This is a genomic window from Geodermatophilus normandii, assembly GCF_003182485.1.
Classification (GTDB): Bacteria; Actinomycetota; Actinomycetes; order Mycobacteriales; family Geodermatophilaceae; genus Geodermatophilus; species Geodermatophilus normandii.
In genome coordinates this window covers 3,165,962-3,189,146 of the sequence record NZ_QGTX01000001.1, presented here as the reverse complement: position 1 = coordinate 3,189,146, position 23,185 = coordinate 3,165,962, and the positions used below count along the sequence as shown (strand labels likewise).

The following is a 23,185-nucleotide window of genomic DNA, read 5'->3' as shown; positions in this document are numbered from 1 at the left end:
ACCTCCGCCCGAGTGCTCGACCGGGCCACGGCGGCCGCGCGGCTGCGGGACCTCCCGCGTCGCGCGGCCGACCGTCCCGAGCTGCGCCAGGCCGCCGTCGCCGTCTGTGTGACCCAGGAGCCGGGCGGGCCGGCGCTGCTGGTGACCCGGCGCGCGGCCCGGCTGCGGGCGCACGCCGGGCAGTGGGCGCTGCCCGGCGGCCGGCTCGACCCGGGCGAGACCGCGGTGCGGGCGGCGCTGCGCGAGCTCACCGAGGAGGTCGGCCTCGAGCGCGGCCCGGACGACGTCCTGGGGCTGCTCGACGACTACGTGACCCGCTCCGGCTACGTGATGACCCCGGTGGTCGTGTGGGCCGGCGACGCCGGGGAGCTGCGCCCGGCCGAGGCGGAGGTGGCCGCGGTGTACCGGGTGCCGCTGACCGACCTCGACGTCGACCCGGTCCTGGTGGCGATCCCCGAGTCCGACGCGCCGGTCATCCGGCTGCCGCTGCTCGGCGGCTGGGTGCACGCCCCGACCGCGGCGGTCGTGCACCAGTTCTGCCAGGTCGCCTGCCGCGGGCTGCACACCCGCGTCGCCCACCTGGAGCAGCCGGTCTTCGCCTGGCGCTAGCGGCGGTGCCAGCGGGCGGCGCCGTAGGAGGCCAGCGCCAGCACGATGCCCGACAGCGCCGCGCTCCTCGCCGCCACGTCGCCCTCGGCGCGGGAGGTCCACACCGCCGCGGCGTCCAGGCCGGTGAGCAGCAGCGTCACCTCGGTGGTGCGCCTGGCCTGCGGCGCCGGGGTGACCAGCAGCGCCGCGCCCATCGCGATGTTGCGGGCCGCGCCGAGGCGCACCAGCAGCGGGAGCGCCACGTCGCCCTGCGCCGCGTCGGGCCGCACGCCCAGCGCGCCGGCGACCCACCGGGGCGCGAACAGCGCCGCCGTCCCGATCCAGATGGACAGTGACCCGACCGTCTTGCGGGTGACGTCCCAGTCCCTGCTCCCGACGCTGCTCCCGACGCTGCTTCCGACGCTGCTCACGCGCTGCCCTTGCCCGCGAGGTGCCTGGTCGAACCCGCCGTGAGCACCAGCACGACCGCCAGGAACGGCAGCGTGACCGCGCTGGCCACGACGTCGCTGACCGTGGCGACGGTGAAGGCCCCGGCCGACGGCGCGTCCAGCGGCCCGACCACCCGCTCGAGCCCGAGCGCGGCCACCGACGCCGGCACGGTCAGCAGTGCCGACACCGCCCCGCCGAGGACCACCCCGGCGAGCACCGCGGCGGGCGAGGTCCGCACCGCCCGCAGCGCGGTCGCCGTCCCCCGGCCCAGCGCGCCGCCCGGCCGCACCCGGCCGGTGCCGGGCAGCTCGGTGAGCGCGCCGGTCAGCCACAGCTGGGCGATCAGGCCGGTGGTGAACCCGACGACGTCGACTCCCACCGCGTGGGCGAGGCTCGGGTCGCGGTAGACGAGCAGCTGGCGCAGGACGTCGGGGACGGTGTTGACCAGCGTGACCGCCAGCGAGACGGCGTAGACCCGCCCGGCGTGGCGGCGCAGCAGCGCCAGGCTCCGGCGGACGATCCCGGCGACCGTCACGTGCGGGTGGCGACGGCCTGGATCCACCGGTCGCCCGCCGCCCGCCGCAGCCGCCCGGCCGGCACCTCCAGACCGTGCGCGCGCAGCTCGGCGAGCAGCTCCCCGGTGGAGAAGCGGTCGGCCGGGTGGCGGGAGACCGCGCGGAGCAGCGGCGCGTCGACGAAGCGGGCGGTCATCTCCGTCAGCGCCAGCTGCCCGCCCGGGCGCAGCACCCGCGCGGCCTCGGCGACGGCGGCCCGCCAGTCGGCGATGTGGTGCAGCGCGTGGAAGTCGACGACGAGGTCGACGCTCGCGTCGTCGACCGGGAGCGCGGTGGCGTCCCCGACCCGGAAGGCGACCCGCTCGCCGAGGTCGGCGCAGGCGATCCGGGCGCGGCCGACGGTGGCCGGGTAGAGGTCGAACGCGGTCACGTCGGTGGCGCCGAGCCGCTCGACGGCGACGCGGGTGCCCAGGCCGCGGCGGCCGGTGCCGATCTCGACGGCGCGCTGCCCGTGGGCCCCCAGCCGCTGCAGGATCGCGCCCTCGACCCGCAGGCCGATCTCGTAGCGGATCCGGGAGTCGACCCAGAGGCGGTTGGCGTCGACGTAGGTGGGCGGCACGGTGCGGCCACCGCGCTGGTCGGGAGGCATGTCCGCGGCGCTACCCACTCACGCGGCGAGTGCACCGTAGACGTCGCGGGCGTGGTCGAAGACGAGGAAGTGGCCCTCGCCGGCGAACCAGTGCGCCGTGGCGTCGGGCAGCATCCCCGCCAGCACCCGGCCCAGCGCCACGGGCACCTGCCAGTCCTGCGTGCCGTGCCAGACGTCGACGTGCTGGCGCACCTCGCCCACCGGGAACCCCCACGGCCGGAACAGCAGCGCCCGGTCGTCGGCGAGGGCCGCGACGCCCTGGCGCATCCCCTCGCTGAAGGCGCGGGCCATCACCCGCCGGACGGCGGGGCGGCCGAGCACGCGCCGGTCGGCGGGGTTGAGCCGCAGCTGCAGGTAGCGCGGCAGCAGCTGCGGGCGCACGGTCAGCGGCGCGAACACCGGCCGCAGCAGCGCCGCCGTCGCCGGGGAGGGCCGGTGCACGGCCGCGCGCACCGACGTCGGCAGCCAGCCCGGCCACGGCCACGGGACGTCCGGCGGCGGGGCGCCGCCGAGGATCCCCACCCCGGTCACCCGGTCGGGCATCGCGTGCGCGCAGGCCAGCGCGTACGCCGCCCCGCCGGACAGCGACAGGGCGGCGAAGCGGTCGATGCCGAGGGAGTCGAGCAGCTGGGCGACGTCGCCGGGCCAGTCGGTCACCCGCCGGCCCGGCTGCGGGTCCGAGCGGCCGAAGCCGGGGCGGTCGGGCACCACCAGCCGCACGCCCCAGCGGCGGTAGGCGCCGGCGTCGTCGACGTGCCGCTCGAACCGCGAGCTCGGCGAGCCGTGGCAGCCGAGCACCGGCCGGCCGTCGGGGTCCCCCCACTCGGCGTAGGCCATCGTGCGGCCGTCGCGCAGCTGCAGCCGCCCCTCGCGGGGCCCGTCGGCGGAGTCACTGGTGTGCACGCCGCCGGGCTACCCGGCCGCGCGGGAAGTCAGGCCTGCCGGCCGAGCAGGGCGAGCACCCGCTCCTCCCGGCCGGCGTCGGCGGGCACCTCGACGGCGGGGCGGCAGATGCCCTCCATGTAGAGGGCGTCACCCCAGCTGCGGGCGCCGGACTCGATGCGGTCGAGCTCGGCCCCGCGAGCCCGGCGTCCTGGCCGGTGGCGCGGGCGAGGTCCCAGCGGTGCACGACCATGTCCCAGACGTAGAACTGCGCGAGGGTCTCCCCCACCGTCGTCGGGCCGAAGAAGCCGTCGTAGGGCTCGTCGGCCACGGCCGGGTCGGACACGGCGGCGAGCACCCGGCCGGCGTGCGCCCGCAGCGCGGCGGCCGGGTCGGCGGCGACGTCGGGCGCGGGGCCCAGGTCGACGCCGCGGCCGGTGAGGAACTCGCGCTGGGTGTCGACCAGGTGCGTGACGACGCCGCGGGCGGTCCAGTCCTCGCACGGCGTGGCGGCGTCCCAGCCGGAGGCGGGCACGGCGTCGACGACGGCCAGCAGCGGCTCGAGCACGGCGGCGTAGTCGGTGGCGATCGGGGTGCTGGTGGCGTTCATGCCGGCAGCGTCGGCGATGCGGCAACCTGGTGTCTTGATGGAACCCGACAGCACCCCCGTGCACCGCCGCGACACGATCGGGCGGGCGCACCTGCGGGACCCGCGCGACGCCTCGCACGTCATGTACCGCTACGAGACGACGGGCCCGCTGGCCGCGCTGGTGCAGCGCACGTGGATCCCGGTGTGGTCGGTGCCACCGGGCCAGGAGGCCGCCCAGCGGGTGCTGCAGTACCCGGTCTGCCTCGTCGTCGTCACGCCGGACTACGCCCGCTTCTACGGCGTCGTCTCCGGGCTGTCGACGACGACGCTCACCGGCGAGGGCTGGGCGGTCGGCGTCATGCTCACCCCGGCGGCCGGTGCGCTCGTGGCGGGCGGGCCGGTGTCGGCGTTCACCGACCGCGCCGTCGACGTCGGCGAGGTCCTGGGCGACGACGGCGCCCGGCTCACCGAGCGCGTGCGCGCGGCGATGGCCGGCGACCCGCACTCCCCCGCCGCGCACGCCGCCGCGACGGCCGCCTACGACGACGCCCTGCGGCCGTTCCTCCCGGTCGACGACGAGGGGCGGCTCGTCGACCGGCTCGTGGCCCTGGTGGAGTCGCGGCCGGACCTCACCCGGGTCGACCAGCTGTGCGCCGAGACCGGGCTGTCCGAGCGCGCGCTGCAGCGGCTGGCCTCGCGCCGGCTGGGACTGTCCCCGAAGTGGCTGGTGCAGCGGCGCCGGCTGCAGGAGGCCGCCGAGCGGCTGCGTAACCGCACGGCGACGGCCGCCCAGGTCGCCGCCGACCTCGGCTACGCCGACCAGCCGCACCTGACCCGCGACTTCGCCCGGGTCACCGGGATGACGCCGGGTGGGTTCGCCGCCCGGTACGGCGGGGACTAGCCGGCCGTCGTCTGCCGCTCGGGCTCGATCCAGACGGTGACCCGCTCCGTCTTGATGTTCTCGGCCGGATAGGGCCGGCCGTCGTACTTCTGCGACAGCTCGTCGATCTGCGCCCGCGCCTCCGGCCCGGTCGTCGTCGCGGCCACCCGGCCCCGCACCTCGGCGTAGCGGTAGGGGTCCTGCTCGTCGCGGATGGCGAGGGTGACCCGCGCGTCGCGCTGGAGGTTCTCGAACTTGCGCCGTCCGGTCTCGGTGTTGACGTAGAGCCGCTGCCCGTCGGTGCCCACCCAGATGTACTGCGTCTGGATGCGCCCGCTGGGCAGCAGGGTGCTGATCGCCGCGTAGTTCGCGCCCTCCGCCAGCTCGCGGGTGACCGGGTGGAGCTCGGGGCCGTCCTGGGTGTCTGCCACGGCGCGGGCCCTACCCGGGTCCCGGCGCGGGCACGCCCGCCGGCGCCCCACCGGACCCGCTCGGGCGTGTCGGTGTCCTGGACCCGCGCGTCACACAGCCGGCGTGCCGCGGGGCTCGTCCCCCGCCGTCCGCGGGTCCTGCAACCACCAGGACCCCGACGTCCGCAGCCGGCTCCCGCGCCGGCACCGCCCGCTCGGAGTGACTCTCGTGAACCCCGCGGACGACCGGCTCCCGGCCGCCCTCCTCGACCTCGGACTCGTGCCGGCGCAGCGGCCGCTGCCCCTCGTGATGGAGCAGGTCGCCGACCTCGCGGCGGAGGTGCTCGGCGGACAGCCGGCGCTGTCGGTCACCGTCGTCGGGTCCGAGGGCGGGAGCACCGTGTCGACCAGCTCACCGGTGGCGGCCGAACTCGACGGCGTGCAGTACCGCACCGGGACCGGCCCGTGCTTGGAGGCGGCGACCACCGGCCGGATGGTCGTCGTCGAGGACTCCGAGACCGACCGGCGGTGGCCGGACCTCGCCCGATCCGCCGCGGCGGCCGGCCGGCGCGGCGTCGTGTCGACGCCCTTCCCCTCCCGGGGACCGGTGCTGGGCGGGTTCGACCTCTACGTGCACTCCTCCCTCGCACCGGAGGCGCGGACCCGGGCGCGCGCGGAGCGGTTCTCCCGCCACGCCGTCGTCCCCGTGGCCGACTCCCTGCTGCACGCGCGGGCGCTGCAGCTGACCGAGCACCTGCAGGTGTCACTGGAGTCGCGGGCGGTCATCGACCAGGCGAAGGGCGTCCTGATGGAGCGCTTCGAGCTGACCGCGGACCAGGCCTTCGACGCGTTGACCCGGGTGTCGGACCAGACCGACACCGAGGTGCGCGACCTGGCCGCCGACCTGGTACGGACCGGCGAGTTCCCGCCCGGCTGACCGCGCCCGCGCAGCACCTCCTGCGGGCCGGGATCCCGGTCGGGGACCACCACCGTCCCGTGTTGCGCGTCACCCGGGGGCGGCCCACCGTGGTGCGACCGCCGTCCTCCTCCTCGCCCTGGAGCAGCCATGCCCTCGCAGTCCCCAGGCGGGGGTACCGCCCCGTCCGACGGCGACCAGCCGACCCCGCGTCAGCGCCGCGACCGCACCCACTGGCTCTACATCGCCGTGATCGTCGCGGTGGCGCTCGGCATCGCCGTCGGCCTGCTGTTCCCCGGGTTCGCGACCTCGTTGAAGTGGCTGGGCGACGCCTTCGTCGGGCTGATCCGGATGCTCATCGCCCCGGTCATCTTCTGCACGATCGTGCTGGGCATCGGCGCGGTCCGGAAGGCCGCGGCGGTGGGCCGGATCGGCGGCCTGACGCTGGGCTACTTCCTGCTCATGTCCACCGTGGCGCTGGCCATCGGCCTGGTGGTCGGCAACCTGCTGCACCCCGGCGACGGCCTGGAGCTGTCCGAGGAGCTGCGCGGCCGGGGGTCGGAGCTGGCCGAGACCGCCGAGGAGAGCGGCGGCACGGTCGACTTCCTGCTGGGCCTCATCCCGGAGACGCTGGTCTCCGCGCTCACCGACGGCTCGGTGCTGCAGGCGCTGCTCGTGGCGCTGCTGGCCGGCTTCGCCATCCAGGCGATGGGCGCGTCCGGGGAGCCGATCCTGCGCGGCATCGGGCACTTCCAGAAGCTGGTCTTCCGGATCCTCGCGATGGTCATGTGGGTGGCGCCGATCGGCGCGTTCGGCGCGATCGCCGCGGTGGTGGGCGAGACCGGAGTCGACGCGCTCAAGAGCCTCGCGGTGATCATGATCGGCTTCTACGTCACCTGCGCGCTGTTCGTGTTCGTCGTCCTCGGGCTGATCCTGCGGCTGGTGGCCAAGCTCAACGTCTTCCGGCTGCTGAGGTACCTCGGCCGGGAGTTCCTGCTGATCCTGTCGACGTCGTCGTCGGAGACGGCGCTGCCGCGGCTGATCGCCAAGATGGAGCACGCGGGCGTGAGCCAGTCGGTCGCCGGCATCGTGGTGCCGACCGGCTACTCGTTCAACCTCGACGGCACCGCCATCTACCTGACCATGGCCTCGCTATTCATCGCCGAGGCCCTGGGCGACCCGCTGTCGATCGGTGAGCAGCTCGGCCTGCTCGCGTTCATGATCATCGCCTCGAAGGGCGCTGCCGGGGTCACCGGTGCGGGCCTGGCCACCCTCGCCGGCGGCCTGTCGGCGCACCGGCCGGAGCTGCTCGACGGCGTCGGCCTGATCGTGGGCATCGACCGGTTCATGTCCGAGGCGCGGGCGCTGACCAACTTCGCCGGCAACGCGGTGGCCACCGTGCTGGTGGCCACGTGGACCCGGCAGCTCGACCGCGACCAGCTCGAGGCGGCGCTGTCGGGGCGGGCTCCGTTCGACGAGGCGCGCATGCTCGACGACCACGGCGGCGGCGCCGGGCTGCCGGCCGACGCCACGAGCGCCGGCCCCGGCCAGCGGGACGCCGACGACGCGCTGCGCACGCTGGCCGAGAGCTCGAAGCGCTAGCCGCGCCGGCCGGGCCCCTGCTCGAGGCCCTGGACGACCGCCGCCATGTCCACCGCAGAGGGATCGCCCACCCGGTCGGCGGCGGCCTCCATGGTCTCGAGCACCGCGGCGGTGAGCCGGTCGGAGACCCCGCCGGCCTGCAGCGCCGCGCGGATCAGCCGGGCGTCCTTGGCCGCGCCGGACAGCCCGAAGCTCGGCGGGTAGTCGCCGGCCAGCATCAGGGCGCCCTTGAGGTGGGCGTAGGCGGAGTCGACCGGGCCGCCCTCGATGGCGTCGAGGAAGGACCGCGGGTCCTGGCCGAGGGCGCGGGCCAGCGCGATCGCCTGCGCGGTGCCGGCGGTGAGCATGAACAGCCACGAGTTGCAGGCGAGCTTGAGCCGGCTGCCGGCGCCCGCCTCGCCCAGCCACAGCGTCTTCGAGCCGAGCGCGTCGAACACCGGCGCCAGCCGTTCGCGGGCGTCCTCGGGTCCGCTGGCCAGCAGGGTCAGCGCGCCCTTCGCGGCGGGCTCCTTCGTCCCGAGGACCGGGCAGTCGACGAGCACCAGAGCCAGCTCGCGGGCGGTCTCCACCGTGCGGTCGGCGCCCTCGACGCCGACCGTGGAGGTCTGCAGCCACGTCGTCCCGGCGGCGGGGGCGGCCTGCCGGACGACGTCGACCACCGCGTCGGCGTCGAGCAGCATGGTGAGGACGACGTCGGCACCCTCGGCCGCTCCGGCGGGGGACCCGAACGCCTCCGCGCCGGTGCCGGTGAGCGCCTGCGCCTTGGCGGGGTCGCGGTTCCACGCCCGCACGGGCAGGTCCGCCCGCCGCAGCGCGGTGACCATCCCCGCGCCCATCGTCCCGGTGCCGAGCACCGCCACCGTCGGTCCTGGCATGCCGTCCTCCTCGTCGTCCGCCGGCTCAGTGGTGCCAGGCGTGGCCGTGGGCGTGGACGCCGTCGGGACCGTGCCGCCCGCCGGGGACCGGGCCGCCGTCGCCGGCTCCGTGCCCGGCGTCCTCGGCGCGGTTGCGGCGCAGGTCGACCACGCCGAGCACCAGCGCGGCCACGGCGCCGAGCACCGACACGGCGAGCCCCGTGGCCGCCGCGGCCGGGTAGTCCTCGCCGGTCGCCGACAGGACGAGGTAGAACAGGCCCGGCAGCGCGGCGGTGCCGATGGCCGCGCCGAAGCGCTGCGCCGTCTGCAGGCCGCCGCCGGCCGAGCCGGCCATCGACACCGGCACGTCGCGCAGGGTCATGGTGATGTTGGGCGAGATGACGAACCCGCCGCCGATGCCGCCCACGAGCAGCGCCGGCGCGATCGCCCACCCGGCGGCCGACGGCGGCACCAGCAGCAGGACCACGGCCGCGGCGGCGAGCCCGACGACGACGCCGGCCAGGCCCAGCACGGTGAGCCGGCGCCCGTACCGCTCGACCAGCCGCCCGGCGACGACGGCCGCCGACGCCGACCCGAGCGCGAACGGCGTCACGGCCAGCCCCGACTGCAGCGGGGTGTAGCCCAACCCGGTCTGGAAGAAGAGCGCGAACACCAGCCAGATGCCGCTGAAGCCGACGAAGTAGACGGTGCCGAGCGCCGCGCCGATGCCGTAGCCGCGGGTCTGCGTGACCAGCCGCGGGTCGAACACCGGCTGCCCGTCGCGGGCCACCACCCTCCGCTCCCAGGCGAAGAAGACCCCGATCAGGACCGCGCCGACGACGAACAGCCACCACAGCTGCGCCAGCCCGCCGGACTCCGCCTGCACCAGCGGGAAGAGCACGGCCAGGGCGCCGGCGCCGAGCAGCAGCACCCCGACGACGTCGATCCGCCCGCGCCCGCCGCCCCGCCGCGGGGCAGCAGCCGCAGGGCGAGGAGGAACGCCACGACGCCGATCGGCACGTTGACGTAGAACAGCCACCGCCAGCCGCCGGGACCGTCGGCGAGACCGAGGATCGCGCCGCCGACGACGGGGCCGACGGCGGTCGAGATGCCGACGGTGGCGCCGAAGAGCCCGAACGCCCGCCCGCGCTCGCCGCCGCGGAACAGCTGCTGGATCAGCGCGGAGTTCTGCGGCGCCAGGCACCCGGCGGCCAGCCCCTGCACCAGCCGCGCGGCGACGAGCCAGGCCACCGACGGCGCTGCCCCCGCCGCGGCGCTGGAGAGCACGAAGCCGGCCAGCCCGAGGAGGAACAGCCGCCGCCGGCCGAAGGCGTCACCGAGCCGGCCCGCGGGCACCAGCATCAGCCCGAAGGTGAGCGCGTAGCCCGACACCACCCACTGCACGGTCGCCGGGGTGGCGCCGAGGTCGCGCTGCAGGGAGGGCAGCGCCACCGACACGATGCTGACGTCGAGCAGGCTCATGAAGCCGACGACGAGGGTGACCGACAGCGCGCTCCACCGCTTTGGGTCGGGGCGGTACTCCTCGGCGGCCGACTGCGCCTGCAGCGAGCTCGGGGCGGCGTCGGTCGATGCGCGTGGCGGCACGGGGGAGCCTCTTCCGGTGGTGCAGCGGGCGCCCGGCGCGGGGTCCCGCCCCGCCGGGGGCGCGGTCGCCGTCCGGCCGGCCGCGCCGGACCGTCCTACCCGGTCGCGCACCACCGACACGCACCCGTGCCGGTGACGGTCAGTCCAGGACCGCGGTGGCGTCGACCTCGATGAGCAGGTCCGGCTCGGCGAGCGCGGCCACCGGGAGGAGCGTGACCGGCCGGGTCAGGTCGCGGCCCAGCCGTCGCGCGGCCCGGCCCACCCCCTCGCCGAGCGCCCCCAGCTTCTCGGGACTCCAGTCGACGACGTAGAGCACGAGCTTGGCGACGTCGTCGAACGTGCCGCCGGCGGCCTCCAGCGCCGTCGCCACGTTGAGGAACGCCTGCTCGGCCTGCGCCGCGAGGTCGCCGGCCCCGACGGGCTCGCCCGCGGCGGTGCGGGCCACCTGGCCGGCGAGGTAGACGGTGCGGCTGCCGCGGGCGACGGCCACCTGGCGGTAGACGCCGGGGACGGGCAGGCCGGGCGGGTCGATCAGGTCGACGGTCATGACGGCTCCTCCGGTGTGGGGTGGGGTTGAAGCATAGCGTTGCTATGGCACAATGGTCCAGTGCCCCGACGACCCGATCCCGCGGTCCGCCTGCTCCTCGTCGAGCGGGCGGCCCGGATGCTCGCCGCCCGCGAGCCGGTGACCCTGCGCGCGCTGGTGGAGGGCACCGGCGCCTCGACCATGGCCGTCTACACGCACTTCGGCGGGATGCCCGGCCTGTGGAGCGCCGTGCGGCAGGAGGGCTTCACCCGCCTGGCCGCCCGGCTGGCGGCGGTCCCCCGGACCGACGACGCGGTGCACGACCTCGCCGCCCTCGGCGTGGCCTACGCCCGCAGCGCGCTGGAGCACCCGGAGCTCTACCGTGCGATGTTCGACGCCCGCGCCGACCTCACCGACGAGGCGGCCGCCGACGCCGCGTTCGACCGGCTGGTGGACGCGGCGGCACGGGCGCGCGACGAGGGCCGGCTGGACCCCGGCACCGACCCGCGCACGCTGGCCACCCAGGTCTGGGCCGCCGGGCACGGGCTGGTGTCCCTGGTCGTGCAGGGCGTGCTGCCCGCCGACGTCCTCGCGCCCCTGGCCACCGGCACGACCGTGGCCCTGCTGACCGCCGCCGGTGACGACGCCGGCCGCTGCCGGGCCTCGGTGGAGGGCGCGTGGGCGGCCGGCTGACGGCGCAAGAACGGTCGGGCGCGGGAGGCCGCGGGATCGCCAGACTGCTCGTGTGACGCCTCCCGGCCGCGACCGCCTCCGCGAACTGCTCGACGCCGTCCTCGACGAGGACAACCGGACCCTCTCGGACATGGCCGGGGACGCCTACGCCTCGCCGTTCCACTTCAGCCGGCAGGTGTCCGGCGGCGCCGGGGAGTCACCGGTCGCGCTGCGCCGCCGGGTGGTGCTGGAGCGCGCCGCCTGGCAGCTCCGGCAGGGCGCCAGCGTCACCGACGCCGCCTTCGCCGCCGGCTACGAGTCGGTCGAGGGGTTCAGCCGGGCGTTCGCCCGCGCCTACGGCCGCAGTCCCTCCTCGACGGCCCCCGGCGGCAGCCGGGACGCCCACTGGCTGCCCGCGCCCAACGGCATCCACTTCCACCCGCCCTCGTCGCTGTGGGTGTCCGACGAGCCGGCCCGCCGCGGCGGTGACGAGGTCACCGCGCTGCTGGTGCACCACGGCGTCGAGGACACCCGCGCCCTGCTGGAGCTCGCGAAGGGCCTGCCCGCCGGGGAGTACCGGCGGGTGCGGGCGCCGGGCCTGTCGGTGCTGCCCTGGGACGGCGCCGAGGAGACGCTGGCCGCCCTCCTGGACACCCTCGTCTGGACGACGGAGGTGTGGGTGGCCTCCCTCGAGGGCGGCGACGCCCCCGTCCGCGGCGCCGACGACCCGGCCGCGCTGCTCGACCGGCACGACGCCGTCGCGCCGCGCTGGCTGGCCGCCGTCCGGGAGATCGGCCGCCGCGGCGCCTGGGGCGACCGGCTGGTCGACGCGCTCTGCGAGCCGCCGGAGAGCTTCGTCCTCGGCAGCGTCGTCGCCCACGTCCTCACCTTCTCCGCGCACCGCCGGCTGCTGGCCCGGCACTGGCTGCGCGAGGCCGGCGTCGAGGTCGACACCGGCGACCCCATCGAGTGGCTCTCCCGGAGGGAACGATGACCCGCACCGTCTACTACACCGCCACCACGCTCGACGGCTTCATCGCCGGCCCCGGGCACTCGCTGGACTGGCTGCTCTCGCGCGAGGCCGACCCGGAGGGGGCGATGGGCTACCAGGCGTTCGAGAAGACCGTCGGCTCGCTGGTCATGGGCTCCTCGACCTACGAGTGGGTGCAGCGGCAGGGCGCGGACTGGAGCTACGACCAGCCGGCCTGGGTGCTCACCCACCGCGCGCTGCGGCCCTACGAGGGCCGCGACATCCGGTTCACCGCCGCGGACTCCCCCGCGGACCTGCGGGCGCTGCACGCCGAGCTGGTCGCCGCCGCCGGGGACCTCGACGTCTGGATCGTCGGGGGCGGGCCGGTGGCCGCGCAGTTCGCCGACGCGGGGCTGCTCGACGAGGTCGTCGTGTCGATCGCCCCGGTCACCCTGGGCGCCGGGATGCCGCTGCTGCCGACGCACGTGGAGCTGGTGACCCGCGAGGTGGCACAGAACGGCGAGTTCACCGTCGTGCGCTACGACGTCGTCCGCCCCGGCTGAGCGCGGACCGTCCCGTCGGCATGTCGACACCTCGACGGGGCGACACCTCGACGTGCCGACGTGCCGACGTGCCGACGTGCCGACGTGCCGACGTGCCGATCCGCCGACAGGGCGACCGCCGGACGGGGCGGCGTCAGGCGCTGCGGATCACCGAGACGTCGAACTCCACCTGGATGCGGTCGCTGACCAGCACGCCACCGGTGTCGAGCGGGGTGTTCCACACCAGGCCCCACTCGCTGCGCTTGATGGCCAGCGCGCCCTCGAAGCCCACCCGGGTGTTGCCGAACGGGTCCTTCGCCGAGCCGGTCAGGGTGAACTCGACGGTCACCGGCCGGGTGACGTCGCGGATCGTGAGGTCGCCGGTCACCTCGTAGGTGTCCTCGTCGACCTGCTCGACCTCGGTGGAGGCGAACACCATCTCCGGGAAGCGCTCGACGTCGAGGAAGTCCGGGGAGCGCAGGTGCGCGTCCCGGTCGGCCTGCCCGGTGTCGATGCTCGCCGTGCGGATCCGGATCGACACGCTGCTCGCCTCGGGCTCCTGCGTGTCCAGGTGTGCCTCGCCGGCGAAGTCGGTGAACGCGCCGCGGACCGTCGTCACCATCGCGTGCCGCGCCCGGATGCCGATCCGGGTGTGCGCCACGTCGATGGTGTAGTCGCCCGAGACGTCGGCCAGTGCGACCGTCGCCGCGTCGAAGTCGGTGGGGCTTCCCTCGGGTGCCCGGTGCTTCGCCACGTGTCCGTCCTTCCCCCTCGCAGGGCCCCCATCCTGGCCGATCAGGCCGACGAGGCTCCCGCCGGGCTCCCGCGCAGCCGTCCCGTCCGGCTCAGCGGCCCGGCCGGAAGGGGTTGCGGCCGGGCCGGAACAGCGTCTCCTGGGTCAGGCTCGCGGCCAGCACGCCGTCGCGGGTGGTGACCGAGCCGGTGTACCAGCCCCGCCCGCCGGAGACCGTGTGCGGGACGAGGTCCATGAGCACCCAGGCGTCGAGCCGGGCCGGCCGGTGGAACCACACCGCGTGGTCCAGCGTCGGGCCGGGCGCGGCCTCGTCCTCCGGCAGCGCCGACAGCCCGGTGCCGATGTCGGACAGGTAGGTCAGCGCGCACGCGTGCACCAGCGGGTCCTCGGGCAGCGCGACGGTCGACCGGGACCAGAAGCGCGTGGGCATGCTCGCCTGCGGCCACGGCTGGGAGGGTGTGCGCCCCTCCATGGTGAACAGCCGCGGCAGCGTGAACGGCTCGCAGCCGGCCGGGTCCTCCGCGCCCGGGGCCGGCGCGACCTGGACGTCGGGTCCGGGGGTCGGCGCCTGGAACGACGCCGACATCGACAGCACGACCTCGCCGCCCTGCACCGCCACCACCCGGCGCGCGGAGAACGAGCCGCCGTCGCGGTCGCGGTCGACGCGGAAGACCGTGGGCCGGGCCGCGTCGCCGCTGCGGAGGAAGTAGCCGTGCAGCGAGTGCGGCAGCCGGTCGGGCGCCACCGTGCGACCGGCCGCGAGCAGCGCCTGGGCGGCGACCTGACCCCCGTAGAGCGGGAACGGGTCGCTGAACACCAGCGTGCTGCGGTAGAGGTCGCGGTCGACCTCCTCGAGCGTCAGCACGTCGAGCAGCGTGGGGTCCCCCGCGGTGGCGCTCACGACCGCCGAACGTAACGGCGCCCGGGGCCGCCCCTGCGGGCGGCCCCGGGCGCCGGGGGGTGAGGACCCCCGTGCCCCCGCCGCTCGCGAGCTCGCGGCAGGACCCTGCACGGGGCCGGGGGCTAGAGGAGCTCGAGGATGGTGGCGTTGGCCTGGCCGCCGCCCTCGCACATGGTCTGCAGGCCGTAGCGGATGCCGTTGTCGCGCATGTGGTGCACGAGCGTGGTCATGATCCGCGCGCCGGAGCCGCCGAGCGGGTGGCCGAGGGCGATGGCGCCGCCGTTGGGGTTGAGCGCCTTGGCGTCGGCCCCGATGTCGGCCAGCCAGGCCAGCGGCACGGGGGCGAAGGCCTCGTTGACCTCGAAGGCGCCGATCTCGTCGATCGACAGCCCCGAGCGCTGCAGCGCCTTCTGCGTGGCCGGGATCGGGGCGGTGAGCATGACCACGGGGTCGCTGCCGGCCAGGACGGCGGTGTGCACCCGGGCGATCGGCGTGAGCCCCAGCTCGGCGGCCTTCTCCGACGTCGTCATCAGCAGTGCGGCGGAGCCGTCGGAGATCTGCGAGGAGTTGCCGGCGGTGATGACGCCGTCCTCGCGGAACGCGGTCTTGAGCGTGCCGAGCTTCTCCACCGTGGACTCGCGGATGCCCTCGTCCTGGCTGACGACGGTGCCGTCGGGCGTGGTCACCGGCGCGATCTGGGCGTCGAAGCGGCCCTCGGCGCGGGCGGCGGCGGCCTTCTCGTGCGAGGCGACCGAGAACTCGTCGCACTGCTGGCGGGACAGGCCCCAGCGCTCGGCGATCGTCTCCGCGCCCAGCCCCTGGTTGATCTTCGCGCCGGCGTAGCGCTCGGCGAACCGGGTGCCGAACGGGTCGGCGTCCTTGCGGGCGGTCCCCATGGGCACCCGCGACATCGACTCGACACCGCCGGCGACCACGACGTCGTACTGGCCCGAGACCAGCCCGGCCGCGGCGAAGTGCACGGACTGCTGCGAGGACCCGCACTGGCGGTCGACGGTCACGCCGGTCACCGTCTCCGGCCAGCCCGCGGCCAGCGCGGCGGTGCGCGCGATGTCGAACGTCTGCTCGCCGACCTGGGAGACGCAGCCCCAGATGACGTCCTCGATCTGCGCCGGGTCGATGCCGGCCCGCTCGGCCAGCGAGGTCAGCACGTGCGCCGACAGGTCCACCGGGTGCACCCCCGACAGCCCGCCGTTGCGCTTGCCCACGGGCGTGCGCACCGCCTCGACGATCACCGCGTCACGCATGTCTGCTCCCCTCGACCAGGTGTGGTTCCCGGCACACTAACCCGCGTTCCTGGCGGGGACGGCAGCCCGGGCGGGACGCCGCAGCAGCAGGCCCGCGGCGACGGCGGCCAGCACCGCGGCGGCCAGCCACCCCAGCCCCGCGCCGGCCAGCGGCAGCGCCGTCCCCTCGCTCAGCCGGACGACGAGCAGCACGGCGGCGACGCCCAGCGCGGTGCCGAGCTGGGCGGCGGTGTTGAGCACGCCGGCCGCGGTGCCCTGCAGCTCCGCGGCGACGTCGGTGCCCAGCGCCGTGGCGGCCACCGACGACAGCCCGATGCCCAGCCCCGAGACGGCCGCCCCGGCCGACACCACCCCCGGACCGAGTCCCGCGCCCAGCAGCGCCGCGGTGCCGGCGGCGATGACGGCCAGGCCCGCGGCGGCGGTGACCCGCGCCGACGCCGACCGCATGACCCGCGCCGCCAGGGCCGCGCCGGCGACGACGCACAGGCTGAAGGGCAGCAGCGCCAGGCCGGTGGCCGTCGCACCGAGCCCCTCGCTCCCCTGCAGGTGCAGCGTGGCCACCGTGACGGCCGAGCTCGTCGTCGCGGTGTTGGCCGCCGAGGCGAGCACGCCGCGGCGCAGCCCCGGGTGCCCGACGGCGGCACGGGGCAGCAGCGGGTCGCGGGCCCGGCGCTCGACGGCGGGCAGGGCCGCGGCGGCGGCGAGCCCGGCCAGGAGCAGCCCGGCGCCGGGGGTCCGGTGGGCGCCGTCCTCGAGCAGCGACGCGCCCGCCACGACCGCCGCCACGGCGGCCACGAGCACCGCCGCGCCCGCCAGGTCCAGGGACGCGCCGCGCTCGCGCGGGGTGGGCGGCGCGGTCCGGCGCACGGCGAGTGCCAGCAGCACCGCCAGCGGCAGGTTGACCCAGAACAGCAGCCGCCACCCGGCCAGGTCGGTGACCACGCCGCCGAGGACCAGCCCGCTCGCGCCGGCCGCCGCCCCGGAGGCGCTCCACGCCGCGAGCGCCCGCCGCCGCTGCCCTCCCTCCTCCGTGGCGGCGGTCAGCAGGCGCAGCGCGGTGGGCACCGACAGCGCGGCCGCCGCACCGAGGGCGCCGCGGGCGGCCACGAGCACCCCGACCGACGGCGCGAGCGCCGCCGCCAGGGACGCCGCGCCGAAGCCGGCCAGCCCGAGCGCCAGGACCCGCGCGTGCCCGTAGCGGTCGCCGAGGCGCGCGGCGAGCACCAGCAGCGCCCCGAAGAGGACCGCGTAGACGGTCACCACCAGGGTGGCCGCCGACGCCGGTGCGCCCAGGTCGGCCAGCATCGTCGGCAGCGCCGCGACGACCAGCGTGGTGCCCAGGACGTCGACGAACTGCACCGCGCAGAGCGGGACGACCGGCGTCATGCCGTCCGGGGTACCCCCTTCTTCATCGATGAAGCACGGGAGGATGCGCCCGTGCCGCCCGACCGCCCCCGCCCGGTGACCCTGCAGGAGGTGGCGGCGGAGGTCGGCGTCTCGGCCAAGACGGTGTCCAACGCGTTCTCCCGGCCCGACCAGCTCTCGGCCGCCCTGCGCGAGCGCGTCCTGGCCGCCGCCCGCCGGCTCGGCTACCCCGGGCCCAACCCGCTCGCCGCGGGGCTGCGGCGCGGCCGCGTCGGCGCGATCGGCGTCGCCTACGACAACGGGCTGTCCTACGCCTTCGACGACCCGGTGGCCGTCGCGCTGCTCGCCGGGGTCGCGTCGGCGGCCGAGCCGGCCGGCTCCGGGCTGCTGCTCGTGCCCGGCTCGGCCGACCCCGCGCGGCGCCTGGCCGCGGTGAGCGACGCCGTCGTCGACGGGCTGGTCGTCTCCTCGGTGGGCGACGACGACCCGCTGCTCGCGGCGGCGGTCGCCCGCGGCCTCCCGCTCGTCGTCGTCGACCAGCCGCGGCCGGACCGGCTGGCCGCGCTCGGCGCCCCGGCGGCGCCGTGGGTGGGCGTCGACGACCGCGCGGCCGCGGCAGCCGTGGCGGCACACCTGCTCGACCTGGGGCACCGGCGGCCGGCGGTCGTCTCCTTCGGCATGCACGGCGACCCGATCACCCCCGGGCTGGTCGACGAGCGCGCCCAGGCGGGCGCCACCTACGCCGTCACCCGCGACCGGCTGGCCGGCTACCGCGACGCGGCCGGGCGCGCCGGCCTCGACTGGGCGGCGGTCCCGGTGTTCCACGGCCCCGACAGCACGCCCGCGGTCGGCGAGGCGGGCGCGCTCGCCGTCCTCGCCACCCACCCGCGGCCCACGGCGCTGCTGTGCCTGAGCGACCGGCTGGCCGAGGGCGCGCTGCGGGCGGCGGCCCGGCTCGGCCTGCGGGTGCCCGCGGACCTGTCGGTCGCCGGCTTCGACGACGCGGCCACCGCCGCGGGGCTCGGCCTCACCACCGTCCGCCAGCCCACCCGCGAGAAGGGCCGGGTGGCCGGTCAGGCGCTGCTGGACCTGCTGGCCGGCCGGCCCGCCCCGCCGCCGGTCCCGCTGCCGGCCGGGCTGGTCGTCCGGACGACGACCGGCCCGGCCCCGGCGTCCTAGCGCCCCCGCCAGACGGGCTTGCGGCGCTCGGCGAAGGCGGTCGCGCCCTCGCGGGCGTCCTCCGAGGAGAAGACCGGCTCGATCAGCGGCTGCTGCCTCGCCCACGCCTCCTCGGTGGTCCAGTCGGCGGTGCTGCGGGCGATCTGCTTGGTCACCGCCACCGCCAGCGGGCCGTTCGCGGCGATCACCTCCGCCAGGGCCACGGCCGCCTCGAGCGCCCCGCCCTCGTCGACGACCCGGTTGACCAGCCCGACGGCGGCCGCCCGCTCGGCGTCGACGGGCTGCCCGGTCAGCAGCATCTCCATGGCGACGGCGTGGGGCACCCGCCGCGGCAGGAACAGCGCGGCGCCGCCGGCGGCGATCAGCGAGCGGGACACCTCGGGCACGCCGAAGCGCGCCGACCGCCCGGCGACGACGAGGTCGCAGGCGAGGACGAGCTCGAACCCGCCGGCCAGCGCCCACCCCTCGACGGCGGCCAGCAGCGGCTTGCGCGGCGGCGTCTGGGTGATCCCGCACAGCCCGCGGCCCTCGATGGAGGGCCGCTCGCCGCGCAGGAACGCCTTGAGGTCCATGCCGGCGGAGAAGGTGCCGCCGGCGCCGGTGAGCACGCCCGCGCGCAGGTCGTCGGACGCGTCGAGCTCGTCGACGGCCGCGGCGACGCCCTGCGCCACCGCGCCGTCGAGGGCGTTCTTGGCCCCGGGCCGGTTGATGGTGATCACCTGGACGGCGCCGCGGCGCTCGACCAGCACGGACTCCGTGTTCGGCTCGGTCACGGGTGGGCCTCCTCCTCCGCGGCGGACCGCGGCTCGTGCGTCCCCGTCATCGGGGGCGCGACCACTCCTCCAGGACGGCGGCGGCGTCGGCCGGGCCGTCCGGCGCCGGGGCGGGCGGGCCCGCCGGCGTGCGGGAGAACCGCGGGGCCGGGGCGGCCTGCCGGACGCCGTCGACGTCCACGAGCGTGCCGCGGGCGGCCAGGTGCGGGTGCGCCGCCGCCTCGTCGGCCGTCAGGACCGGCGTGACGCAGGCGTCCGTGCCGTCGAAGACGCGCTCCCAGTGCTCCCGCGGCTGGGCGGCGAACGCCGCGGTGAACAGCTCCCGCAGCCGCGGCCAGCCGCGCGGGTCGGTCTGCGCCGGCAGGTCGTCCCCGGCCAGCCCGAGCCCCTCGAGCAGTGCCGCGTAGAACTGCGGCTCCAGCGCCCCGACGGCGACGAAGCGGCCGTCGGCGCAGGCGTAGACGTCGTAGTAGGGCGCGCCGCCGTCGAGCACGTTGGTGCCCGGCCGGTCCGACCACAGGCCCATGCCGCGCATCGACCACAGCATCTGCGAGATCAGCGCGACGCCGTCGACCATCGCGGCGTCGACCACCTGCCCACGGCCCGAGCGGGACCGCTCGTGCAGCGCGGCGAGGACGCCGACGAGCACCAGCATCGACCCGCCGCCGTAGTCGGCGACCAGGTTCAGCGGGGGGCGGGGCACCTCGCCGGGGCGGCCGAGCGCGGCGAGCGTGCCGGTCAGCCCCAGGTAGTTGACGTCGTGGCCGACCCGGTCGGCCCACGGCCCGTCCTGCCCCCACCCGGTCATCCGCGCGTAGACCAGCCCGGGCGCGCGCTGCAGGCAGGCGTCGGGCCCGATCCCCAGCCGCTCGGCCACGCCGGGGCGGAAGACGTCGAGGAACACGTCGGCCCGCTCCGCCAGGCCCAGCACCAGGTCGCGGCCCCCGGGCGTCTTGACGTCGAGGGCGAGCGAGCGCCGGCCGCGCAGCACGACGTCGCGGGCGGTCCCGCCCAGCGACAGCCCGCCGGAGGGCCGCTCCACCCGGACGACGTCGGCGCCGAGGTCGGCCAGGACCATCGCCGCGTGCGGGCCCGGCCCGATGCCGCCGAGCTCGACCACCCGCAGGCCGGTCAGCGGCCCCCGCTCACGCCGCGCTCCGCAGGTGCCGGTCGAGGAAGCGGAGGATGCGCGCCCAGGCGTCCTCGGCCGACGGCTCGTGGTAGTCGAGGCCGACCACCCTCTCCAGCGCCGTGAACGGCCCGGCGTTGTGCCGGTTGAGGAACGAGTGCCCGGCGTCCGGGTACTCCTTGACGTCGTGCTCCACGCCGAGGTCGGTGAGCACCCGGTCCAGCCGCTGCGCGGCGCCGCGCAGCGCGACGTCGCGGCGGCCGTAGCTGCCCACCACCGGGCAGGCGCCGGCGAGCACCCGCTCGGCGTCGGCCGGCAGCGGGCCGTAGTTGGGCGCGGCGACGTCGAACCCGCGGGTGGCGCCGAGCAGCGCGAACTTCCCGCCCATGCAGAACCCGAGGACCCCGACCCGGCCCGTGCAGTCGTCCCGGTCGGTGAGGAACCGGCGGGCCGCCTCCAGGTCGCCGAAGGCCGGCCCCTCCCCGCGGCTGAGCGCCCGGAACGTCGAGCGCAGGCAGCGCACCACGCCGCCGGCGGTGAACAGGTCCGGCGCGACGGCGAGGTAGCCCGCCGCGGCCAGCCGGTCGGCGTGCTGCCGCACGTCGTCGGTCAGGCCGAAGACCTCGTGGACGACGACGACGCCGGGCCAGGGCCCCTCCCCCACCGGCGGGACGGCGAGGTGGGCGGACAGCTCCGGCGCGCTCGCGCCGCCGGGGACTCCGATGGTGGGCAGGACGGCCTCCCGGGTCGCAGCGGCAGCGCAGGCGCCGCCGACGCTAGCCCGCGGGTGTGCCGGGCGTCTCCCCGGCCGTCCCACGCCCGGCCGGCGTCACCACCACCTCGCGCGGGCCCCCGACCTCGTGCCCGGCACCGCAGCGCAGGCCCAGGGTGACCGGCGCGCCGCAGCCGCGGTGGGTGAGCTCCAGGGGTGCGACGCCGTCGGCGGCCAGCCACCGGTCGCCCCACTGCATGAGGGCGACCAGCGCGGGATAGAGGTCGCGGCCGCGCTCGGTGAGCCGGTACTCGTGCCGCTGGCGGGCGCCCTCGTCGCGGTAGGGCACGCGGGCGAGCAGGTCCTGGGCGACCAGCGAGTTCAGCCGGTCGGTGAGCACGGCCTTGGGCGCGCCGAGCGCGCACTGCAGGTCGGCGAAGCGCCGGACGCCGAGGAACGCCTCGCGCAGCACCAGCAGGCTCCACTTCTCCCCCACCACGGCGAGCGTGCCGGCGACGGAGCAGCGGGCACGGTCGTAGTCGGGGGGCGGTGTGGCGGCCGTCACGGATGCAGCCTAGGTCACGCTGGGTTCACTTGACGAACCGTGCGGACGGGAGGATGGTTGGACATGCAGACCCAGCAGGTCGGAGCCGGGATCCATGTGACCGGCGCCGCACCCACGGGCCCGCCGGTGACGACCGGAGGTGGCCGCCGCCGTGGACCGTCACGGACGTGACGCCGCCTGAGAGGGACCCGACATGACCCGCCTGAGCACCGCCCTGGCCACCGCCCGCACCGCCCGCGCCCGCCGCCGCGACGAGCGCGAGCTGCAGCGCGCCCTGGCCACCGCCCCGACGCAGGAGTCGGCGCACGAGATCGCCGCGCTGGCCGCCCGCTTCTGAGCAGCCCGCCGGGCCCGCCCGGCACTCCCCGACAGCCCCGTGGCCCCCGGCCGCGGGGCTGCCTCGTTCCCGGGCGGTGGTGTGCACCACACCCGGCCGTTAGGGTGGCACTGAGTGCCACCGGGGTCGGCCCGGCGGGACGGATGAACGGAGACGCTCGTGGCGAACGCGTGGTTCGAGACGGTGGCCGAGGCCCAGCGGCGCGCGCAGCGCCGGCTGCCCAAGGGCGTCTACGGCGCCCTGGTGGCCGGGTCGGACAAGGGCCTGACCGTCGACGACAACATCCGGGCCTTCGACGAGCTGGGCTTCGCCCCGCACACCGCGGGCCTGTCGAACAGGCGCGAGATGGCCACCACGGTGATGGGCCAGGACGTCTCGATGCCGGTGCTGATCAGCCCCACCGGCGTGCAGGCCGTGCACCCCGACGGCGAGGTCGCCGTCGCCCGGGCCGCCGCCGCCCGCGGCGTGGCGATGGGCCTGTCCTCGATGGCCAGCAAGCCGATGGAGGAGGTCATCGCCGCCAACCCGAAGACCTTCTTCCAGCTGTACTGGGTCGGCGACCGCGACGTGATGGCGGCCAAGGTCGAGCGGGCCCGCGCCGCCGGCGCGGCCGGCCTGATCGCCACGCTGGACTGGTCCTTCGCCTACGGCCGTGACTGGGGCTCCCCCTTCATCCCGCAGAAGATCGACTTCGAGGCGGTCCGCCGCTACGCGCCGCAGGTCGCGCTCCGGCCCCGCTGGCTGCTGCAGTTCGCCCGCACGAGGAAGCTGCCCGACCTCACCGTCCCCAACATGGTCGCCACCCCCGGCGACCCGGCGCCCACGTTCTTCGGCGCCTACGGCGACTGGATGAACTCCCCCATGCCGACCTGGGAGGACGTCGCCTGGCTGCGCGACCTGTGGGGTGCGGACCGGCCGTTCATGCTCAAGGGCGTCATGCGCGTCGACGACGCCCGCCGCGCCGTCGACGCCGGCGTCACCGCCATCTCCGTCTCCAACCACGGCGGCAACAACCTCGACGGCACCCCCGCCTCCATCCGCGCGCTGCCGGCGATCGCCGAGGCGGTCGGCGACTCCGTCGAGGTGCTGCTCGACGGCGGCATCCGCCGCGGCTCCGACGTGGCCAAGTCCCTGGCGCTGGGCGCGAAGGCGGTCATGATCGGCCGCGCCTACCTCTGGGGTCTCGCCGCCAACGGCCAGGCGGGGGTGGAGAACGTCCTCGACCTGCTCCGCGACGGCCTCGGCTCGGCGCTGACCGGCCTGGCCCGCGACTCGGCCGCCGACCTCTCCCGGGACGACCTCGTCGTCCCGCCGGGCTTCGAGCGGCGCCTGGGCGTCGAGGGCCCCGACGCGCCGGTCGAGTCCGTCGGGTCGGTCCCCGCGCGCAACCGCCGCAGCCGCAGCGCGTAGGCACGGGCCCGGTCGCGGGGGCCGGCCGGCGGGGCCGGCGGACGTAGGCTGCCGCCGTCATGAGTGCCGAGACCGCCCGGTTCCGTGTCCTGGGGGACGTCGGGCCGACCGCGACGGGGCTCCGCTCGACCTCGGTGGGCGGCGG

The 23,185-nt window shown here is 76.8% G+C and carries 28 protein-coding genes; 10 read left to right on the top strand and 18 right to left on the bottom strand.

Features of this window, described 5'->3' with window-relative positions:
- The first annotated feature begins 12 nt into the window (after positions 1-12).
- The gene (locus JD79_RS15545) at positions 13-609 is read left to right on the top strand and encodes an NUDIX hydrolase (protein WP_110006261.1); all 597 of its coding nucleotides are present in this window, start codon (positions 13-15) and stop codon (positions 607-609) included.
- Here the strand turns inward: JD79_RS15545 and JD79_RS15540 are convergent.
- The 5 genes from JD79_RS15540 to JD79_RS15520 are packed head-to-tail and all read right to left on the bottom strand — an operon-like array spanning position 606 to position 3,694.
- Positions 606-1,019, bottom strand: coding sequence for a DUF4267 domain-containing protein (locus tag JD79_RS15540; RefSeq protein WP_110006260.1), 414 nt, complete (start codon positions 1,017-1,019; stop codon positions 606-608). The genes JD79_RS15545 and JD79_RS15540 overlap by 4 nt on opposite strands.
- Positions 1,016-1,573 (bottom strand): hypothetical protein, encoded by a 558-nt coding sequence (locus JD79_RS15535; protein ID WP_110006259.1) that lies wholly within the window; start codon positions 1,571-1,573, stop codon positions 1,016-1,018. Before JD79_RS15535 ends, JD79_RS15540 begins: the two co-directional genes overlap by 4 nt.
- On the bottom strand, positions 1,570-2,202 hold the full coding sequence (locus JD79_RS15530) for a class I SAM-dependent methyltransferase (protein WP_110006258.1): 633 nt from the start codon (positions 2,200-2,202) through the stop codon (positions 1,570-1,572). The genes JD79_RS15535 and JD79_RS15530 overlap by 4 nt, the downstream gene beginning before the upstream one ends.
- An 18-nt stretch (positions 2,203-2,220) precedes the next feature.
- Positions 2,221-3,105, bottom strand: coding sequence for an alpha/beta fold hydrolase (locus JD79_RS15525; protein WP_245900135.1), 885 nt, complete (start codon positions 3,103-3,105; stop codon positions 2,221-2,223).
- Complete coding sequence (locus JD79_RS15520) at positions 3,092-3,694, bottom strand: maleylpyruvate isomerase family mycothiol-dependent enzyme (protein WP_211307998.1); 603 nt, start codon at positions 3,692-3,694, stop codon at positions 3,092-3,094. Before JD79_RS15520 ends, JD79_RS15525 begins: the two co-directional genes overlap by 14 nt.
- A gap of 37 nt (positions 3,695-3,731) precedes the next feature.
- Here JD79_RS15520 and JD79_RS15515 point away from each other — a divergent pair, with 37 nt between their 5' ends.
- Entirely contained in the window at positions 3,732-4,574 is an 843-nt protein-coding gene (locus JD79_RS15515; protein WP_110006257.1) for a helix-turn-helix domain-containing protein, read from the top strand.
- On the opposite strand, the gene JD79_RS15510 is transcribed toward JD79_RS15515, so the two are convergent.
- Positions 4,571-4,984: a TIGR03618 family F420-dependent PPOX class oxidoreductase gene (locus JD79_RS15510; RefSeq protein ID WP_110006256.1), complete on the bottom strand. Its 414-nt coding sequence runs from the start codon at positions 4,982-4,984 to the stop codon at positions 4,571-4,573. The genes JD79_RS15515 and JD79_RS15510 overlap by 4 nt on opposite strands.
- Before the next feature lie 208 nt (positions 4,985-5,192).
- Here JD79_RS15510 and JD79_RS15505 point away from each other — a divergent pair, with 208 nt between their 5' ends.
- On the top strand, positions 5,193-5,900 hold the full coding sequence (locus JD79_RS15505) for a GAF and ANTAR domain-containing protein (RefSeq protein WP_146220462.1): 708 nt from the start codon (positions 5,193-5,195) through the stop codon (positions 5,898-5,900).
- Positions 5,901-6,029: 129 nt separating this feature from the next.
- Entirely contained in the window at positions 6,030-7,481 is a 1,452-nt protein-coding gene (locus JD79_RS15500; protein WP_110006254.1) for a cation:dicarboxylate symporter family transporter, read from the top strand.
- On the opposite strand, the gene JD79_RS15495 is transcribed toward JD79_RS15500, so the two are convergent.
- From JD79_RS15495 to JD79_RS15485, 4 genes are all read right to left on the bottom strand, one after another.
- Entirely contained in the window at positions 7,478-8,356 is an 879-nt protein-coding gene (locus JD79_RS15495; protein WP_110006253.1) for an NAD(P)-dependent oxidoreductase, read from the bottom strand. The two genes, JD79_RS15500 and JD79_RS15495, sit on opposite strands and share 4 nt — an antisense overlap.
- A 25-nt stretch (positions 8,357-8,381) precedes the next feature.
- The gene (locus tag JD79_RS23875; RefSeq protein WP_245900134.1) at positions 8,382-9,266 is read right to left on the bottom strand and encodes an MFS transporter; all 885 of its coding nucleotides are present in this window, start codon (positions 9,264-9,266) and stop codon (positions 8,382-8,384) included.
- Complete coding sequence (locus tag JD79_RS23870; protein ID WP_245900133.1) at positions 9,158-9,940, bottom strand: MFS transporter; 783 nt, start codon at positions 9,938-9,940, stop codon at positions 9,158-9,160. Before JD79_RS23870 ends, JD79_RS23875 begins: the two co-directional genes overlap by 109 nt.
- Positions 9,941-10,079: 139 nt before the next feature.
- Positions 10,080-10,487 (bottom strand): RidA family protein, encoded by a 408-nt coding sequence (locus tag JD79_RS15485; protein ID WP_110006252.1) that lies wholly within the window; start codon positions 10,485-10,487, stop codon positions 10,080-10,082.
- Positions 10,488-10,547: 60 nt separating this feature from the next.
- Here JD79_RS15485 and JD79_RS15480 point away from each other — a divergent pair, with 60 nt between their 5' ends.
- Genes JD79_RS15480 through JD79_RS15470 form a run of 3 tightly spaced genes read left to right on the top strand, consistent with a single transcriptional unit; the run spans position 10,548 to position 12,671 of the window.
- Entirely contained in the window at positions 10,548-11,159 is a 612-nt protein-coding gene (locus JD79_RS15480) for a TetR/AcrR family transcriptional regulator (protein WP_245900132.1), read from the top strand.
- Between the two features lie 52 nt (positions 11,160-11,211).
- Complete coding sequence (locus JD79_RS15475; RefSeq protein WP_211307997.1) at positions 11,212-12,132, top strand: helix-turn-helix domain-containing protein; 921 nt, start codon at positions 11,212-11,214, stop codon at positions 12,130-12,132.
- Positions 12,129-12,671, top strand: a complete 543-nt coding sequence (locus JD79_RS15470; RefSeq protein WP_110006251.1) for a dihydrofolate reductase family protein — start codon at positions 12,129-12,131, stop codon at positions 12,669-12,671. The genes JD79_RS15475 and JD79_RS15470 overlap by 4 nt, the downstream gene beginning before the upstream one ends.
- Positions 12,672-12,804: 133 nt before the next feature.
- Here JD79_RS15470 and JD79_RS15465 read toward each other — a convergent pair whose 3' ends face one another.
- From JD79_RS15465 to JD79_RS15450, 4 genes are all read right to left on the bottom strand, one after another.
- Positions 12,805-13,404, bottom strand: a complete 600-nt coding sequence (locus JD79_RS15465) for a YceI family protein (protein ID WP_110006250.1) — start codon at positions 13,402-13,404, stop codon at positions 12,805-12,807.
- A gap of 91 nt (positions 13,405-13,495) precedes the next feature.
- A complete protein-coding gene (locus JD79_RS15460) occupies positions 13,496-14,305 on the bottom strand; it encodes an acyl-CoA thioesterase (protein ID WP_245900131.1) in 810 nt (269 codons plus the stop codon).
- A gap of 122 nt (positions 14,306-14,427) precedes the next feature.
- Positions 14,428-15,570 (bottom strand): thiolase family protein, encoded by a 1,143-nt coding sequence (locus JD79_RS15455; protein ID WP_110006249.1) that lies wholly within the window; start codon positions 15,568-15,570, stop codon positions 14,428-14,430.
- A gap of 36 nt (positions 15,571-15,606) precedes the next feature.
- Positions 15,607-16,956, bottom strand: a complete 1,350-nt coding sequence (locus JD79_RS15450; RefSeq protein ID WP_110006248.1) for an MFS transporter — start codon at positions 16,954-16,956, stop codon at positions 15,607-15,609.
- A gap of 51 nt (positions 16,957-17,007) precedes the next feature.
- Between JD79_RS15450 and JD79_RS15445 the strand changes: the two genes are divergently transcribed.
- Complete coding sequence (locus JD79_RS15445) at positions 17,008-18,114, top strand: LacI family DNA-binding transcriptional regulator (RefSeq protein ID WP_110006247.1); 1,107 nt, start codon at positions 17,008-17,010, stop codon at positions 18,112-18,114.
- Here the strand turns inward: JD79_RS15445 and JD79_RS15440 are convergent.
- The 4 genes from JD79_RS15440 to JD79_RS15425 all read right to left on the bottom strand — a co-directional run bounded on the left by JD79_RS15440 (position 18,111) and on the right by JD79_RS15425 (position 21,293).
- A complete protein-coding gene (locus tag JD79_RS15440; RefSeq protein WP_110006246.1) occupies positions 18,111-18,887 on the bottom strand; it encodes a crotonase/enoyl-CoA hydratase family protein in 777 nt (258 codons plus the stop codon). The genes JD79_RS15445 and JD79_RS15440 overlap by 4 nt on opposite strands.
- Positions 18,888-18,933: 46 nt before the next feature.
- Positions 18,934-20,022, bottom strand: coding sequence for a CaiB/BaiF CoA transferase family protein (locus JD79_RS15435; RefSeq protein WP_110006245.1), 1,089 nt, complete (start codon positions 20,020-20,022; stop codon positions 18,934-18,936).
- 10 nt (positions 20,023-20,032) lie between these two features.
- Entirely contained in the window at positions 20,033-20,680 is a 648-nt protein-coding gene (locus JD79_RS15430) for a dienelactone hydrolase family protein (RefSeq protein ID WP_245900130.1), read from the bottom strand.
- 112 nt (positions 20,681-20,792) lie between these two features.
- Complete coding sequence (locus JD79_RS15425; RefSeq protein WP_110006244.1) at positions 20,793-21,293, bottom strand: winged helix-turn-helix transcriptional regulator; 501 nt, start codon at positions 21,291-21,293, stop codon at positions 20,793-20,795.
- Between the two features lie 193 nt (positions 21,294-21,486).
- On the opposite strand from JD79_RS15425, the gene JD79_RS22745 reads away from it, so the two are divergent.
- On the top strand, positions 21,487-21,630 hold the full coding sequence (locus tag JD79_RS22745) for a hypothetical protein (protein WP_170149229.1): 144 nt from the start codon (positions 21,487-21,489) through the stop codon (positions 21,628-21,630).
- 159 nt (positions 21,631-21,789) lie between these two features.
- Positions 21,790-23,040 (top strand): pre-mycofactocin synthase MftD, encoded by a 1,251-nt coding sequence (gene mftD, locus JD79_RS15420; RefSeq protein ID WP_110006243.1) that lies wholly within the window; start codon positions 21,790-21,792, stop codon positions 23,038-23,040.
- The last annotated feature ends 145 nt before the right edge of the window (positions 23,041-23,185 follow it).